The sequence below is a fragment of the Bradyrhizobium sp. AT1 genome (assembly GCF_001590795.1).
Classification (GTDB): domain Bacteria; phylum Pseudomonadota; class Alphaproteobacteria; order Rhizobiales; family Xanthobacteraceae; genus Bradyrhizobium.
In genome coordinates this window covers 5,019,864-5,035,227 of the sequence record NZ_JXDL01000001.1, presented here as the reverse complement: position 1 = coordinate 5,035,227, position 15,364 = coordinate 5,019,864, and the positions used below count along the sequence as shown (strand labels likewise).

Below are 15,364 nucleotides of genomic sequence, written 5' to 3'. Positions count from 1 at the left end.
CAGGTGCAAAAATACCGCGCTGCCACGGCCGGCGATCCGTGGCCTCGTATTGTGGTCGATTTCGATGATGAAGTCATAGAGATGGTCGGTGCGCTTCAGCCGGTCACCGCCCTGCCCCTCGCCGAGCCGGATGCCCTGATTGTAGTGGCGGTCTCTGGGATCCTCGCACCAGGCGTCGGCTGCGGTGATGGTCCGGGCCGGCAAGAAGCTCTGCGGCCGGCTGTGGCGGTCGCCCCGCCACCACAACCGTCTGGGATGGAAGCTGCCCCTGGGGGTGCCGCCGTCGCCCTCGCGTTTATTGGCCAGGATGCCGCCCCGCCCCAGCGCGACCGGGATGGTCAGCGACCCCGCCGTCAGCCAGCCTCTGCGCGGATTCCCGGCCGCAGGCTTAACGCGGATCGCGGAAAGTGGGCCGGCGCTTCGATTCATGGTGTAACCAACTGAAGCTGCTTTGTTTTTCATGTGAACGTGCAATGTCGAATTCATTACAGGACATTCATCAAAACGCCCTGCTATTCTGAGTTAGAGTGGTTCCGGCTTGTGAATCGGTGACCGCCCACTACTTCAACACGAACAACAATAACAACAGCGACCCCCTAAACTTCCCTCACGGCTGGGTGCAGCATGGATGCGCGCCGAGTCGGACCCCAAAAGGATGACCCCCTATGGCCAATGCCCGCAAGATCCTGATCGTGGATGACGATACCGATCTTCGCGACACGTTGGTGGAGCAATTATCGCTACACGAAGAGTTCGAAGCCTCCGCCGTCGATACCGGCGCCAAGGGTGCGAGCGCCGCCAAGGCCAATGCCCCCGATCTCGTTCTGATGGATGTCGGTCTGCCCGACACCGACGGCCGCGAAGTGGTCCGCTCGTTGCGCAAAGGCGGATTCAAGGCCCCGATCATCATGCTGACCGGGCACGACACCGATTCCGACACGATTTTGGGGCTGGAATCCGGTGCCAACGACTATGTGGCCAAGCCCTTCCGCTTCGCCGTCCTGCTGGCCCGCATCCGCGCCCAGCTCCGCCAGCACGAAGCCAGCGAGGACGCGGTGTTCTCGGTCGGCCCCTATTCCTTCCGGCCCGGCTCCAAGATGCTCACCGCCGCCAATGCGCGCAAGGTGCGGCTCACGGAGAAGGAGACCGCCATCCTCCGCTTCCTCTACCGCGCCGGCCAGATGCCGGTGTCGCGTGAGACCCTGCTCCAGGAGGTCTGGGGCTATAATTCCGGCGTCACCACCCACACGCTGGAAACCCACATCTACCGCCTGCGCCAGAAGATCGAGAAGGACGCCGCCAACCCGGAAATCCTGGTCACGGAAGCCGGTGGCTACAAGCTGGTGCCGTGATACGCTCGAAGGGCGTGCGAATCGTTTTAGATCGCATGCCCTTGAGCCTCGGATCTGAATGTCAATCGACGACGACGTAGCGCTTCTCGAGCGAGTCCCGACACTGCGCCTGTTGGGAGAGGCCTCGTTGCGCATGCTGGCGATCGGCTCCGAGCAGCGCAACTTCGTCCGCGGCGACACCCTGTTCAATCTCGGCGACGAAGCCGATGCCGGCTTCGTGGTCCAGCGCGGTGCCTTCCGGGTCGACGACGGCGCCGGCGCCGAGATGATCGCTGGTCCCGGCGCGTTGATCGGCGAGCTCGCGCTGGTCGTGCCGATGAAGCGGCCGTCGAGCGCGATCGCGCTGGAGCACTCCTCCGTCATTCGCGTTGCGCGCAGCCTGTTCCAGCGCGTGCTCGAAAGCGATCCTGCCGCGGCGGTGCGACTGCGCGATGAATTCGCGGTGCGGTCGAGCCAGATTGCCAGCGATATCTTGATGGCCGGCGCGAAGCTGACGTCGTAGGTCTCTCGTCATTCCGGGGCGCGCGCAGCGCGAGCCCGGAATCCATTCATCCACCAACTCTGCTGTTCAATGGATTCCGGGCTCGCGACTTCGTCGCGCCCCGGAATAACGACGGAGGCCTACACCTCCAGCGTCACCGTCACCGGCACGTGGTCCGACGGCCGTTCCCAGCTTCGCGCGTCGCGCAGAATCTTGAAATCGCTGACCGCATCCTTCAGCGCGCGCGAGACCCAGATGTGATCGAGCCGGCGGCCGCGGTCGCCGACGGTCCAGTCGGCGGAGCGATAGCTCCACCAGGTGTAGACCTTCTCCGACATCGGAATGCGGTCGCGTGCGACATCGACCCATTCGCCGGCTTCGAGCGCGGCCTTGAGCTTCTCGGTCTCGACAGGCGTATGCGAGACCACCTTCAGGAGCTGCTTGTGCGACCACACGTCGTTCTCGTGCGGGGCGACATTGAGATCGCCGACCAGGATGTGGCGGTCCTCCCCGCGGGGATGCAGCGGCTCGCACGCTTTCATCTCGTCGAGGAAGCGAAGCTTGTGATCGAACTTCTCGTTCAGCGCGGGATCGGGAATGTCGCCGCCGGCGGGGACATAGAAATTATGCAGCACCAGCGGCTTTGCGATATTGGCCTTCTCGCCGAACGACACCGAGATGTGCCGCGAATCCACCTTGTCGCAGAAGGTGCGGATGTCTTTCGATTCGAACGGAATCTTCGAGACGATGGCGACGCCGTGATAGCCCTTCTGCCCGTTCAGCGCGACGTGCTCATAGCCGAGCCGCTTGAAGCGCTTCAGCGGAAAGGCATCGTCGATGCACTTGGTTTCCTGCAGGCACAGCACGTCGGGGCGCGCGCTCTTGAGGAATTTCGCGACCAGGTCGATGCGCAGGCGCACCGAGTTGATGTTCCAGGTTGTCAGGGAAAAACGCATGAGGGATGCGTCTTAGCAAGCTCCCGTAGGGTGAGCAAAGGCGCAAAGCGCCGTGCCCACCGTCTTTTGGCTGGAAATCCTGGGCAAAGTCTCGTGCCCCGGGCGCAGCGCAGCACGAAGTGATGCGCTGCTGAACCGGGGCCCATCGTGCGGCATCCTGGGTCCCGGCTCTGCGCCGCACCGCTACGCGCTGCGTCGCGTCCGGGACACGAGACCGTCTATCCCGGCGCGGGCCCGTAATTGGTGAAGTCGATCTTGAACATGCTGGGGTCGAGCTTCTTGCTCGAATCCAGATTGTAGACCGCGATGGTGGTGTCGTAGCCCTGCGGGTCGGTGACGGTCCACTGCTTGAGCTGGCCGTCCTTGGCGCCGAACATGAGCAAGAGGCGGCTGGTGCCGACGAGGGCCTGCTTCTCCTCGATGGTGACGCTGACGAAGACGTCGTCGGCGGAGACGCCAACGACATTGGTGTCCTTCATCAGGTCGATGCGGTCGGACAAAAGAAAGCGCAGCGGCGTCTGCGACAACGGGTAGACGTCCTGCGTCGCGAGCTTGCGGTCGCGCACCACCAGCGAGGATCCGTCAGCGACGATGTCGATCGGGCTCGGCGCGTCATATTCGAAGCGCACCTTGCCCGGCTTCTGGATGTAGAAATCGCCCTGGGTCTTGCTGCCGTCGGGCCCAACCTGGACGAAATTTCCGACCAGCGTCGACAGCGACGACAGATAGGCGCTGACCTTGGCCGCCTGTGCCTTCTGGTTGGCATCGAAGGTCTGGAAGATGCTGCTCGGCACGTTGCGGCGCGGATCCGGGATCACCGGATTCGGCGGCGTCTGCGTCGCCCCGGTGACGGCGGGTCCACCGCCGCCGGATTGAGCACCGTCACGGCCCTTCGGCGCGGGCTTCGGAACCGGCACGGTCTGCGCGAGCGACGTCGCGGTCACCATCGCGGCAGTGACGAGCAGCACGCCGGCCATGCGCGCGCTCCGCGCGGCGATGGTGGCAGCGAATCGAATGTCCGGATGTCTGATCAACGCGTCGTCCTGTATGGCTGGGCGCCTTTTTAGCGTGATTTCGGGCAAAAGCAGATAACGATTTCGCGTGAAATGATGTGTCGAGGCGGCTGCCTCACATATGGCTGTCTTCTTCCTCGACCAGGATCTCGCGCTTGCCGGCGTGGTTGGCGGGTCCGACGATGCCTTCCAGTTCCATCCGCTCCATCAGCGAGGCCGCGCGGTTGTAACCGATCTGGAGCCGGCGCTGGATGTAGCTGGTCGAGGCCTTGCGGTCGCGTTTGACGATGGCGACGGCTTGTTGGAAAAGATCGCCGCCGCCGTCCGCGCCCATGCCGCTGGCGTCGAACACGGCGCCGCCGTCCTCGTCCTCGGTCGGCTCCTCGGCAGTCACGGCCTCGAGATATTCCGGTTGTCCCTGCGTCTTGAGGTGACGCACCACCTTCTCGACCTCGTCGTCGGAGGCAAAGGGTCCGTGCACGCGACTGATGCGGCCGCCGCCGGCCATGTAGAGCATGTCGCCCTGGCCGAGCAGCTGCTCGGCGCCCATCTCGCCCAGAATGGTGCGGCTGTCGATCTTCGACGTCACCTGGAAGGCGATGCGGGTCGGGAAGTTGGCCTTGATGGTGCCGGTGATGACGTCGACCGACGGACGCTGCGTCGCCAGGATCACGTGCAGGCCGGCGGCGCGCGCCATCTGGGCGAGACGCTGCACCGCGCCTTCGATGTCCTTGCCGGCGACCATCATCAGGTCGGCCATTTCGTCGACGATGATGACGATGTAGGGCAGCGGGTCGAGCGAGAGTTTTTCTTCCTCGTAGATCGCCTTGCCGGTCTCCTTGTCGAAGCCGGTATGCACCGTGCGCGTCGGCTCCTCGCCCTTGGCCTTCAGCTCGAGCAGGCGCGTGTTGTAGCCGTCGATGTTGCGCACACCGAGCTTGGCCATGTTCTTGTAGCGCTCTTCCATCTCGCGCACCGCCCATTTCAGCGCGACCACCGCCTTCTTCGGGTCGGTCACGACGGGCGTGAGCAGATGGGGAATGCCGTCATAGACGGAGAGTTCGAGCATCTTCGGATCGACCATGATCAGCCGGCACTGGTCCGGACGCAGCCGGTACACCAGGCTGAGGATCATGGTGTTGATCGCGACCGATTTGCCGGAGCCGGTGGTGCCGGCGATCAGCATGTGCGGCGTGCGCGCGAGATCGATGATGACGGGATCGCCGCCGATGGTCTTGCCGAGGCAGAGCGGCAGCTTCGCAACCGTCTCGGTCGCCTCCTTTGCGATCAGCAGTTCGCGCAGATAGACCTTTTCGCGATGCGCATTGGGCAGCTCGATGCCGATGGCATTGCGGCCGGGCACGACGGCGACACGTGCCGACAGCGCGCTCATCGAGCGGGCAATGTCGTCGGAAAGCCCGATCACGCGCGACGACTTGATGCCCGGCGCCGGCTCCAGCTCGTACAGCGTGACCACGGGCCCGGGGTTGGCCTTCACGATCTCGCCGCGCACGCCGAAATCCTGCAGCACGCCTTCGAGCGAACGCGAATTCGCTTCCAACTCGGCCTTGCTGAGCGGCTGGCGATCGCCGGCCTTGGGCGCGGCCAGCACGGACACCGACGGAAGCTCGAATTTGTCGGAGGATTTCTTGGCGGGGGCCTTCGGCGAAGCCTTCTTGCGCGGCGCGCGCGCGACGGGCTCCTCCTCTTCCTCCTCCTCGTCTTCCTCTTCCGCGTGCTGATCCTCGTCGTCCTCGTCTTCGGACTGCGGCGAGATCGAGGGCGCGGCGCGGCCGCCACCGAGATTCGGCTCCTGGCGGCTGAACGCCACAGCCTTGGTCTTCGGTCCGCTCGACACCAGCGAACGGTAGGCAGCACCACACAGCCAGATCAGCCGCGCCTTGGTGCTCATCAGCGCATGGAATAGCCAGCCCAGCGACACCGAACCGCGATCGCTCTCATCGTCCTCGTCGAGCGGCTTGTCGTCATCCTCGATCTCCGCGAGCTCGTCGTCATGCTCGCGGGCGCCAACACCGCAGGCGATCAGGAAGGTCGCGGCCATCGCGGCGAACAGGATCGTGCCAAGCACGATGCGATAGATCGTGCCGGGCGGCCCGAAAATCACCGCGGGCGCGCGCACCAGCGCATCGCCGACCACGCCGCCAAGACCGGTCGGCAGCGGCCATGCGCCGCCATGCGGCCAGCAGCTGACGAAGCCTGCCGCGATCACCGTGCAGAGAATCCAGGAGCCGAGCCGCAGCGCCTCACGGTCGAACGGGCGATGGGTCATCATGCGCCAGCCCCAGACCGCGACGGTCAGGACCAGCATGATCGCGCCGAGTCCGAGGATTTGCATCGCAAGATCGGCGCCGATCGCGCCGGCGTAACCGAGGATGTTGCGGATCGGCCTCGAGGTCGCGTGGCTCAGGCTGGGATCCTGCACCGACCAGGTCATCAGCGCCGCTGTGGCGACGCCGGACAGTGCGATCAGGCCGAGGCCGGTGAGCTCGCGCATGCGGCGCGCGAGGCCCTCTCGGATCGATGGCGGCAGATGGCCGACCAGTGGAATGACACGTTCGATTGCCGACATGCTCATGGGCCCCGCCTAACCCAGAGTCTCGACCAGGCGATGCAGCGCCTGCGCCGTGGTCTCGCCGTCCTGCACCAGCGCAAGGCGAATGTAGCCCGCGCCGGGATTGGATCCGTCAGGCTGCTGCCGCGCCAGGAAGCTGCCGGGCACCACGCGCACGCCGGCTTCCCTGAAGAGTTTCAGACACACCGACACGTCGTCGCCGATCGCGGACGTGTTGAGCCAGACGCAGAAGCCGGCGGCGGGCCGGCGATAACCGTAGCGATTGCCGATGATCTGGTCGGCGAGATCGAACTTGATTCGGTAGAGCCTGCGGTTCTCCTCGACATGCGCTTCGTCGCCATAGGCAAAGGTTGCGACGTGCTGCAGCGGCACCGGCACCTGCGGAGCAGCGATGTTGCGCAGCTCCAGGAACATGCCGATGAATCTCTTGTCGCCGGCGGCGAAGCCGACGCGCAGGCCGGGCAGGTTCGAGCGCTTCGACAGCGACTGGAACGCGGCCACGCGGGTGAAATCCGCGCCCGCGCATTCAAGCGCGCTGCCCGGAGCTTCGCGGGTGTAGATCTCCGAATAGCATTCGTCGCTGAGGATCATGAAGCCGTAGCGATCGGCGAGGCCCTTCAGGCGCGCGAAGTAGTCGCGCGAGGCGACCGAGCCCTGCGGATTGGCGGGCGAAGCCAGATAGAACGCCACGGTGCGCGCCAGCGTCGCCTCGTCGATGGCGTCGAGATCGGGCAGGAAGCCGTTTTCGACGGTGGTCGGCAGATGGACTGGCTCGCAGGCGGCAGCCAAGGCGCCGGCGCCATAGACCGGATAGAACGGGTTCGGCATCAGGATGGCGGGCGTGCCGGGACGCGGGCCGACATAGCGCTTTGCCGCGATGGCGGCGAGGAACAGGCCCTCGCGGCTGCCATTGAGGACGAGAATCTCGCTTTTGGGGTCGAGCGGCCGCGGCAGCCTGAATCGCGACGACAGCCAGGTGCTTGCGGCCTGACGGAACGGGTCGGTGCCCTGGTTCATCGGGTAGCGGCCGAAATCGGCGATATGCTTGGCCAGCACCGGGCCGACGAAATCGGGCACGGGATGCTGCGGTTCGCCGACGGCGAGCGAAATCAAGGGCTTGCCGGGCTGATGCGGCGCCAGCAGCTCGTTCAGCCGGACGAAGGGCGAGCGTTCGGTATCGGAGCTTCCACCGGCCTGCGGCGCGCGGGATGAAGCGGTCATGACCATTCTGGGCGCCAGTACTCTTGGAACAGCCGGTCGCAGCACGGCGCCGGCGGGAAGCGGTTCAGTTCACCATAGATAGGGCGAGGTTAAGACGCGATTAACCATCGGTCGGCAGGTGCGTCCAGAGCTGGAATATTGAGGCCGGATAACAACGGGATGCGGGCGTGTTCGGGGGCTGCGTCATGGCCGGGCTTGTCCCGGCCATCCACGCCTTTCGGGCAGCACTCAAGAACGTGGATGCCCGGGACAAGCCCGGGCATGACGAGCTTGGCGAGGCTCCCGGCCTCAGTGTCCCGGGAGCTTCTCGAACGTCTTCATGCCCGCCGGGATCGCGTGGAACTCCTGGCTGTCGCAAGTGTAGATCGCCATTTGCGGATGGAACTGCGTGGGATCGTCCAGCGTGCCGACCTTCAGGATCGCAGCGGGCAGGCCCGGGACCTTGGTCACCAGATGGGTGCCGCACTCGGCGCAGAATTCGCGCGTGACGGCGCGTTCGAGGTCCTTGCGGGTAAACTGCTTGGGCTGACCCTTGGTGTAGCTGAAGCCGGCCGCCGGCATCGCGATGAAGGTGTTGGGCGCGCCGCCCGAGATGTACTGGCACTCGCGGCAGTGACACTGGGCCTGCATCATCGGGTCGCCCTCGGCCACGTAGCGCACTTCGCCGCAATAGCATCCGCCTTCCAAACGCATGACGACCTCCCGATTATCGTTTCTTGTGGTCGATATTTCTGCGCCGGCGGTGCGGAATGGCAATCCCTTTCTTCACGTGCCGATCAAAAGAAAGGGGCTCCAGCTTGCGCTGGAGCCCCTCAACGGTCAGGGCATTGCCGGGTATGTGCCCGAACCGTAGTTGTGGACGCGGTCTCCGGGGAGACCGCGGCCGGGAGGAGTTACATGTTGTAGGCGCGCTCGGTGTGCTCGGTGATGTCGAGGCCTTCACGCTCGCTCTCGACATTGGTGCGCAGACCGACGATCACGTCGACGACCTTGTAGAGGATCGCCGAGCCGACGCCCGACCACACCAGCGTGGTGCCGACGCCCCAGATCTGGGACATCATCTGCGCCGCGAAGTCGTAGTCGGCGACCTTCGGCGGGATCGCGGTGTAGTCGATGATGCCGGCGCCGCCGAGGGCGGGGTTGACGAGAATGCCGGTGCCGAGGGCGCCGACAATGCCGCCGACGCAGTGCACGCCGAACACATCGAGAGAGTCGTCATAGCCGAGCGCGTTCTTCACGACGGTGCAGAAGAACAGGCAGACGACGCCGACGATGAGGCCGAGGACGATCGCGCCCATCACGCCGGAGAAGCCGGCGGCGGGGGTGACAGCCACGAGACCCGCGACAGCGCCGGAGATGACGCCGAGCACCGAGGGATGACCCTTGATGATCCACTCCGCGAACATCCACGACAGCGCGGCGGCCGCGGTGGCGACGAAGGAGTTGGTCATGGCGAGCGCAGCGCCGCCATTGGCTTCGAGGTTGGAGCCGGCGTTGAAGCCGAACCAGCCGACCCAGAGCAGCGAGGCGCCGATCATCGACATGGTCAGCGAGTGCGGAGCCATCAGCTCCTTGCCGTAACCGACGCGCTTGCCGATCAGGAGAGCGCCGACGAGGCCCGCGATGCCGGCGTTGATGTGCACCACGGTGCCGCCAGCGAAGTCGATCGCGCCCTTCTTGAAGATCCAGCCGGCGTCGGCGTTGATCTCGTCGAGCTTGGCCTGGGCGGCGGTCTTGGCCGCCGCGTCAGTGGCCGCGGCAAGCGCCTTGGCAGCGTCCTGGATCATGTCCGGGCCCGGCCAGTACCAGACCATGTGCGCGATCGGGAAGTAGATCAGCGTGACCCAGAGCGGGATGAACAGTGCGATCGCCGAGAACTTCATGCGCTCGGCGAAGGCGCCGACGATGAGGGCGGGCGTGATCGCCGCGAAGGTCATCTGGAAGCACATGTAGATGAGCTCCGAGATGTTGGCGTCGACCGAGAAGGTCGCGGCCTTCGAGTCGGTGGTGACGCCCATCATGAAGGCCTTGGAGAAGCCGCCGATGAAGTCGGAGCCGCCGGTGAAGGCGAGGCTGTAGCCGTACACGGCCCAGATCACGGTGACGATGCAGACGGTGTAGAACACCTGCATCAGCACCGAGAGCATGTTCTTGGAACGGACGAGGCCGCCGTAGAACAGCGCGAGGCCGGGGATCGTCATCAACAGCACCAGCACTGTCGATGTCAGCATCCAGGCGTTGTCTCCCTTGTTGACCGTTGGCTCGGCATAGGCTGCGGTCGCAGCGAACAGGCCGACTGCGAGAGCCGCCAATCCCGCGCCATAGGGACGCTTGAACGTCATATTATTTACTCCTGATTGGATAAGGTTGAGCGCGAAATCAAAGGGCCGCGGCATCGGCCTCGCCGGTGCGGATGCGCACCGCGTGGTCGAGGTTGATGACGAAGATCTTGCCGTCGCCGATCTGTCCGGTCTTGGCGGCGGACGTGATGGCGTCGATGGTCTTGTCGACCTGGTCGGAGGCGACAGCGACCTCGATCTTGATCTTGGGCAGAAAGCTCACGGCATATTCGGCGCCGCGATAGATTTCCGTATGGCCCTTTTGGCGGCCATACCCCTTGACTTCCGTCACCGTGAGACCGTGAACGCCGATGGCGGTCAGGGCGTCACGGACTTCTTCCAGCTTGAATGGCTTGATAATCGCCATAACAATTTTCATGGGTCCTATCCCCGCTTGGGCCCGGTCCGGACATGGCCGGGCGTTCTCGACTGGTTCGCCACGAGGGAGAAGTTCACTACGCGGGCACAGCCAGGACCCTTAGAATCAAATGCCGTGCCAGATCAGGCGCGTTGCCTAACGGACTATGAAGACGGGGGTTTTCGCGTTTGGCGGGTATTGCGGTGCGGTGCGCTATTCCGTCGCGCCCAAAACGTGGTCATACCTGCTCAAAATGCGAGCAAGACAGGCTGCCGACACAATGTTGCTCATGTGTCGAGCAGCCGGAAGGTAATTACGTAGCGTTGAAGCTTATTGCAGCGCTTCGCCGTGCTGCGAAATATCCAGCCCCTCGAGCTCGTGCTCACGGGATACGCGCAGGGGCACGAACAGGCCGACCAGCTTGAGCAGGATGAAGCTCACGCCCGCTGACCAGACGAAGGTGACGGCAACGCCATAGAACTGGATCAGCAGCTGCTGTGGGTGGCCCTCGACCAGGCCGGCAGTGCCGCCGATGGCGCTGGTCGCGAACACGCCGGCGAGCAGGGTCCCGGTCAGCCCGCCGATGCCGTGGACGCCGAACACGTCGAGCGAATCGTCATAGTCGAAGCGGTGCTTCAGCCAGGTGCAGGCCCAATAGCAAACCGCGCCGGCGGTGATGCCGATGACGATGCCGTGCCAGGGCGCCACGAAGCCGGAGGCCGGCGTGATGGTGCCGAGCCCCGCCACCGCGCCGGAGATCATGCCGAGTACGGAGGGCTTGCGCCGCGTCGACCATTCGATCGCGCCCCAGGTCAAAGCGCCTGAGCAGGCCGCAAGATGCGTGGCGATGATCGCCATCACCGCGCGTGAATTGGCCGCGCCGGCCGAGCCGCCGTTGAAGCCGAACCAGCCGACCCACAACAGGCCGGTGCCCATCACCGCGAGCGACAGGTCGAACGGCGAGAGATTTTCGGTGCCGTAGCCATGGCGGCGTCCCATCACCTTCGCCGCAACGAGACCGCCTGTGCCGGCCGACAGATGCACCACGAGACCGCCGGCGAAATCCAGCACGCCCATGCTGTTGAGGAAGCCGCCGCCCCACACCCAATGCGCCAGCGGAATGTAGACGAAGATGAACCAGGCGACGGAGAACAGGAGGTAGGCGGAAAACCGCATCCGGTCGGCGACCGAGCCCGCCACCAGCGCCACGGTGATGATGGCAAACGTCATCTGGTACAGCATGAACAGCGCTTCGGGGATGGTCTTCGCCGCCGGGTTGACGCTGTCCATGGTCATGCCCGCGAGAAACCAGCGATCGAGCGTGCCGATCCAGGGGCCGTCGCCGACGAAGCACAGCGAATAGCCGAATGCGACCCAGAGGATGGAGATCATGGTCACGGCGGCCAGGCTCTGCGCCATGGTGGCGAGCACGTTCTTCTTGCGCACCATGCCGGAGTAGAACAGCGCGAGGCCCGGGATCGTCATCATCAACACCAGGGCGGTGGCGACGATCATCCAGGCGGTGTCGGCGGTGCTGATCTCGGAAGTGGCGGCGCGCGCCGGCGACATGACGATGGACATAAGTCCGATTGGCGCAGCCATGGTAGCTGCGCGGCGCAACAATCCCGCCATATCGTTTCCCCCGGCATCAATTGGCGTCGCACACTCGGCGTCGTTGCCCGGTGCGATCGTTAGATCAGTATTGTTAGAGCGCGTCGCTGTCGGTTTCGCCGGTGCGGATGCGCAGCGCGTGGTCGATCGGCGTGACGAAGATCTTGCCGTCGCCGATCTGCCCGGTGCGCGCGGAGGCGGTGATCACCCCGACGGCCTTGTCGGCGATGTCGGAGGCGACCGCGATCTCGATGCGCAGCTTGGGCAGGAAGTTCACGACATATTCGGCGCCGCGATAGATTTCGGTATGGCCCTTCTGGCGGCCGTAACCCTTCACTTCAGTCACGGTCATGCCGTGGACGCCGATCGCCGTCAGGGCCTGGCGGACCTCGTCGAGCTTGAAGGGTTTGATGATCGCGACGACGAGTTTCATGGTCAGGCCTATTCCCCGGGATGCGCCGCGCCGTATGTCCCCGGCGCTGCGTCAATCTGGCATCTTTCCGGGCAAATGGCATAAAAAAGTTGCAGATTGAAGCGGAAAAACGTTTGGCCAAGGGCGGTCATGTGAACGGCCGCCTCTGTACAGGGCAACCGTTCATCCTTCACAATGCATTTTTGGCATGGATGCGGTGAACCCGGGCCTGCCAAGCGGTACATAAGTATTTTGAGGGGACGCTTCATGGCGAGTTGGTTCTACGCATCCGAGGGCAAGCAGCAGGGGCCCTTTCCGGAAGGGCAATTCCGCGACCTCGTCGCCCAGGGCGTCGTGCGCCCGGATACGCTGGTGTGGACCGAAGGCATGACCGGCTGGCAGAAGGCTGGCGAAATCCCCGGCCTGGTCGGAGGCGGCGGCGCGCCGCCGATGATTCCGGCGGGCGGACCGCCGATGATGGGCTCCGGCGGCTATGCCGGCGGCGGCGGCGCCGCGGGATCGCTGGCGGTCGATTTCGGCATCCTCGAGTTCACTTGGCGCACGCTCGTGCTCGTGATCGGCTCGTGCTTCGTGATCCCCGTGCCGTGGCTGTTCGTCTGGTACATGAACTGGATCGTGCCCTGCGTGAAGGTCCCCGGCCGGCCCAATCTCAGCTTCACCGGCAGCGCGATGACGCTGGTGCCGTGGTTCTTCGGCTTCATCGTTCTCGCCATCGCGATCGGCTTCGTCGGTAGCCAGATTCTGAGCAATCTGCTGTTCATCGTCCAGATCGTGCTCTACTGGCTCCTGATCAAATGGATGATCGCAAACCTCGCTTCCAACGGGCAGCCGCTGGGCCTCAGCTTCACCGGTACGGTGTGGGCCTATGTCGGCTGGAATCTGCTGTTCGCGATTTCCATCATCACCATCATCGGCTGGGCCTGGGTCGCCGCAGCCCAGATGCGTTGGTTCTGCCGCAGCATCGAGGGCACGCGGCGCGAGATCGTGTTCAAGGGCTCTGGTCTCGACATTCTCTGGCGCGGCATCGTCGCTGCCATCCTGTGCAGCCTGATCATTCCCATTCCGTGGGTCTATCGCTGGATCATGAACTGGTTCGCGTCGCAGACCGTTCTCGCGCCGCGCGGGTCGCAGGCGGCCATGTGACGGCTGGCGGCTTTCGGTAGCGAGCAGACGAGATGTCGAATCGAATCTGGTTTCACGCCGCCGAGGGCCAGCAGAAGGGGCCGTTTCCGGAGGCCCAGTTTCGCGATCTGATCGCACAGGGAATCGTGCGGTCAGACACGCTGGTCTGGAGCGAAGGGATGGCCGGCTGGCAAAAGGCCGGCGCCGTTCCCGGTCTCCTGCCCGGTCTCCTGCCCGGCGCCTCACCGGCGCTGGCTTCGGGCGGCGACGTGCGAAGCCCGCTGTCGGTGGACTTGCCGCTGTGGTCGTTCCTGGGATGGTGCATCCTGCTGGTGGTCGGCAACGCTCTCGTTGTTCCGGCGCCCTGGACCGCCACCGGCTACTACCGCTGGCTGTTCCCGCGCATCCACGTTCCGCAGCGACCGAATATCAGCTTCACGGGCCAGGTCGGCGATATCTGGTACGTCTTCATCGCCCTGGCGCTCGCGGGCTATGCAGGTCTCGTCGACGACCTGCTTCAGCTTGCCTCGATTCCGCTCCAGGCCTTCCTGTCCTGGATGGTCATGCGCTGGGTTGTCGCCAATGTCAGCTCGAACGGTCAGCCGATTCCGATGACATTCAACGGCAGCCCCTGGGCCTTCATCGGCTGGCAGCTCCTGATGTTTGTCGCCATGTTCACGATCATCGGCTGGGCCTGGGTCATGGCCGCATGGATGCGCTGGATTTGCCGCAACATCGAGGGAACACGGCGCGAGATGATCTTCGTCGGCACCGGCCTGCAACTGCTCTGGCGAACCCTGGCATTCGCTTTCGGGTGCCTTCTGATCATCCCGATTCCGTGGCTGCTGCGCTGGTACTTCACCTGGACCATGACGCAATTCGAGCTCGTCGAGCGGCCGGCAACGACCTAAGATTTGCGCTCGCGCACGGAGCCTTCCTGCGCGACGGAGGCGATCAGCGTGCCGTCGGGCTTGAAGATGGAGCCGCGCGTGAGGCCGCGGCCGCCGCGCGCGCTCGGCGAATCCTGGACGTAGAGCAGCCATTCGTCGGCGCGGAACGGGCGGTGAAACCACATCGCGTGGTCGAGGCTTGCGGGCATCATGCGCTTGTCGAACAGCGTGCGGCCATAGCGCGCCATGATCGCATCCAGCAGCGAGAAGTCCGAGGCATAGGCGAGCGCGCACATGTGCAGCGCCGGGTCATCCGGCAGCGTGGCCGCGGTCTTGATCCAGACATGGATGCGGCCGTCGTCGATCTTCTGGCCGAAATAGCGGCCGAGCTCGACGGGACGCAGCTCGATCGGCCGGTCGGATTCGTAGTAGCGGCGGATGAACTCCGGCATCTCCTTGAACATCGGCTGCTTCGCCACCTCCTCCGCCGTGAGCTTCTCCGGCGGCGGCACATCGGGCATCGTGTCCTGGTGATCGAACGCGCTTTCTTCCTCGGTGTGGAACGAAACCATGATGGAGAAGATCGCATTGCCGTGCTGGATCGCGGTGACGCGGCGGGTCGAATAGCTCTTGCCGTCGCGCAGGCGCTCGACCTGGTAGATAATCGGGATCTGCGGATCGCCCGGCAGAATGAAATAGCAATGCAGGGAATGCGGCAGCCGGCCCTCGACGGTGCGGCAGGCCGCGACCATCGCCTGCCCGATCACCTGGCCGCCGAACACGCGCTGCCAGCTCGTCTTCGGGCTGTTGCCGCGGAACAGGTTCACCTCGAGCTGTTCGAGGTCGAGGATCGCAATGAGGTCGATCAGGCCCTTGGACATGATGGTACTTTCGATTGTCTGGTCATTCCGGGGCATCGCACCAGCGATGAACCCGGAATGGCGGGAACGAGGCCGTTCCGCCCTTGTTTCACCGCACTGTTTCGCCCAGCTCAA

General features: G+C 64.5%; 15 protein-coding genes. 4 read left to right on the top strand and 11 right to left on the bottom strand.

Translation table 11 applies throughout. From position 1 onward, the window contains the following. Positions 1–429: L,D-transpeptidase family protein (locus tag SE92_RS23385; RefSeq protein ID WP_502686798.1), on the bottom strand; the 429-nt coding region annotated here is incomplete at its 3' end. A 236-nt stretch (positions 430–665) separates the two neighbouring features. Between SE92_RS23385 and SE92_RS23380 the strand changes: the two genes are divergently transcribed. Both SE92_RS23380 and SE92_RS23375 read left to right on the top strand, forming a co-directional pair. Then, positions 666–1,352, top strand: a complete 687-nt coding sequence (locus SE92_RS23380) for a response regulator transcription factor (protein WP_007598630.1) — start codon at positions 666–668, stop codon at positions 1,350–1,352. Positions 1,353–1,410: 58 nt separating this feature from the next. Next, on the top strand, positions 1,411–1,854 hold the full coding sequence (locus tag SE92_RS23375) for a cyclic nucleotide-binding domain-containing protein (RefSeq protein WP_063198713.1): 444 nt from the start codon (positions 1,411–1,413) through the stop codon (positions 1,852–1,854). Between the two features lie 119 nt (positions 1,855–1,973). Here the strand turns inward: SE92_RS23375 and xth are convergent, their stop codons facing one another. The 9 genes from xth to SE92_RS23330 form a co-directional block, all read right to left on the bottom strand. Beyond that, the gene (gene xth, locus SE92_RS23370; protein ID WP_063198711.1) at positions 1,974–2,789 is read right to left on the bottom strand and encodes an exodeoxyribonuclease III; all 816 of its coding nucleotides are present in this window, start codon (positions 2,787–2,789) and stop codon (positions 1,974–1,976) included. A gap of 218 nt (positions 2,790–3,007) precedes the next feature. Further along, a complete protein-coding gene (locus tag SE92_RS23365; RefSeq protein WP_063198710.1) occupies positions 3,008–3,766 on the bottom strand; it encodes an outer membrane lipoprotein carrier protein LolA in 759 nt (252 codons plus the stop codon). A 151-nt stretch (positions 3,767–3,917) separates the two neighbouring features. Continuing rightward, positions 3,918–6,398, bottom strand: a complete 2,481-nt coding sequence (locus SE92_RS23360; RefSeq protein ID WP_063198708.1) for a DNA translocase FtsK — start codon at positions 6,396–6,398, stop codon at positions 3,918–3,920. 9 nt (positions 6,399–6,407) lie between these two features. Further along, positions 6,408–7,622 carry an aminotransferase class I/II-fold pyridoxal phosphate-dependent enzyme gene (locus SE92_RS23355; RefSeq protein WP_063198706.1) on the bottom strand — a complete coding sequence of 405 codons (1,215 nt, stop codon included), beginning with the start codon at positions 7,620–7,622 and terminating at the stop codon, positions 6,408–6,410. Between the two features lie 282 nt (positions 7,623–7,904). Beyond that, on the bottom strand, positions 7,905–8,309 hold the full coding sequence (locus SE92_RS23350; protein WP_063198705.1) for a GFA family protein: 405 nt from the start codon (positions 8,307–8,309) through the stop codon (positions 7,905–7,907). 200 nt (positions 8,310–8,509) lie between these two features. After that, positions 8,510–9,958, bottom strand: coding sequence for an ammonium transporter (locus SE92_RS23345; RefSeq protein WP_063198703.1), 1,449 nt, complete (start codon positions 9,956–9,958; stop codon positions 8,510–8,512). Between the two features lie 37 nt (positions 9,959–9,995). Further along, positions 9,996–10,334, bottom strand: a complete 339-nt coding sequence (locus tag SE92_RS23340; RefSeq protein ID WP_008142813.1) for a P-II family nitrogen regulator — start codon at positions 10,332–10,334, stop codon at positions 9,996–9,998. A 309-nt stretch (positions 10,335–10,643) separates the two neighbouring features. Continuing rightward, positions 10,644–11,945 carry an ammonium transporter gene (locus SE92_RS23335; RefSeq protein WP_063198702.1) on the bottom strand — a complete coding sequence of 434 codons (1,302 nt, stop codon included), beginning with the start codon at positions 11,943–11,945 and terminating at the stop codon, positions 10,644–10,646. A gap of 73 nt (positions 11,946–12,018) precedes the next feature. Continuing rightward, positions 12,019–12,357: a P-II family nitrogen regulator gene (locus tag SE92_RS23330; RefSeq protein WP_027535359.1), complete on the bottom strand. Its 339-nt coding sequence runs from the start codon at positions 12,355–12,357 to the stop codon at positions 12,019–12,021. 246 nt (positions 12,358–12,603) lie between these two features. On the opposite strand from SE92_RS23330, the gene SE92_RS23325 reads away from it, so the two are divergent. After that, positions 12,604–13,500: a DUF4339 domain-containing protein gene (locus tag SE92_RS23325; protein ID WP_063198700.1), complete on the top strand. Its 897-nt coding sequence runs from the start codon at positions 12,604–12,606 to the stop codon at positions 13,498–13,500. A gap of 32 nt (positions 13,501–13,532) precedes the next feature. Next, positions 13,533–14,390 carry a DUF4339 domain-containing protein gene (locus SE92_RS23320; RefSeq protein ID WP_063198699.1) on the top strand — a complete coding sequence of 286 codons (858 nt, stop codon included), beginning with the start codon at positions 13,533–13,535 and terminating at the stop codon, positions 14,388–14,390. Here SE92_RS23320 and tesB read toward each other — a convergent pair. Beyond that, positions 14,387–15,250, bottom strand: coding sequence for an acyl-CoA thioesterase II (gene tesB, locus SE92_RS23315; protein WP_063203714.1), 864 nt, complete (start codon positions 15,248–15,250; stop codon positions 14,387–14,389). The two genes, SE92_RS23320 and tesB, sit on opposite strands and share 4 nt — an antisense overlap. Between the last annotated feature and the right edge of the window lie 114 nt (positions 15,251–15,364).

What these genes read in the sequence shown, in the direction of transcription:
- SE92_RS23380 (WP_007598630.1), top strand. Translation starts at nt 666, where the DNA reads ATGGCCAATGCCCGCAAGATCCTGATCGTGGATGACGATACCGATCTT.
- SE92_RS23375 (WP_063198713.1), top strand. Translation starts at nt 1,411, where the DNA reads ATGTCAATCGACGACGACGTAGCGCTTCTCGAGCGAGTCCCGACACTG.
- xth (WP_063198711.1), bottom strand. Translation starts at nt 2,789, where the DNA reads ATGCGTTTTTCCCTGACAACCTGGAACATCAACTCGGTGCGCCTGCGC.
- SE92_RS23365 (WP_063198710.1), bottom strand. Translation starts at nt 3,766, where the DNA reads ATGGCCGGCGTGCTGCTCGTCACTGCCGCGATGGTGACCGCGACGTCG.
- SE92_RS23360 (WP_063198708.1), bottom strand. Translation starts at nt 6,398, where the DNA reads ATGAGCATGTCGGCAATCGAACGTGTCATTCCACTGGTCGGCCATCTG.
- SE92_RS23355 (WP_063198706.1), bottom strand. Translation starts at nt 7,622, where the DNA reads ATGGTCATGACCGCTTCATCCCGCGCGCCGCAGGCCGGTGGAAGCTCC.
- SE92_RS23350 (WP_063198705.1), bottom strand. Translation starts at nt 8,309, where the DNA reads ATGCGTTTGGAAGGCGGATGCTATTGCGGCGAAGTGCGCTACGTGGCC.
- SE92_RS23345 (WP_063198703.1), bottom strand. Translation starts at nt 9,958, where the DNA reads ATGACGTTCAAGCGTCCCTATGGCGCGGGATTGGCGGCTCTCGCAGTC.
- SE92_RS23340 (WP_008142813.1), bottom strand. Translation starts at nt 10,334, where the DNA reads ATGAAAATTGTTATGGCGATTATCAAGCCATTCAAGCTGGAAGAAGTC.
- SE92_RS23335 (WP_063198702.1), bottom strand. Translation starts at nt 11,945, where the DNA reads ATGGCGGGATTGTTGCGCCGCGCAGCTACCATGGCTGCGCCAATCGGA.
- SE92_RS23330 (WP_027535359.1), bottom strand. Translation starts at nt 12,357, where the DNA reads ATGAAACTCGTCGTCGCGATCATCAAACCCTTCAAGCTCGACGAGGTC.
- SE92_RS23325 (WP_063198700.1), top strand. Translation starts at nt 12,604, where the DNA reads ATGGCGAGTTGGTTCTACGCATCCGAGGGCAAGCAGCAGGGGCCCTTT.
- SE92_RS23320 (WP_063198699.1), top strand. Translation starts at nt 13,533, where the DNA reads ATGTCGAATCGAATCTGGTTTCACGCCGCCGAGGGCCAGCAGAAGGGG.
- tesB (WP_063203714.1), bottom strand. Translation starts at nt 15,250, where the DNA reads ATGTCCAAGGGCCTGATCGACCTCATTGCGATCCTCGACCTCGAACAG.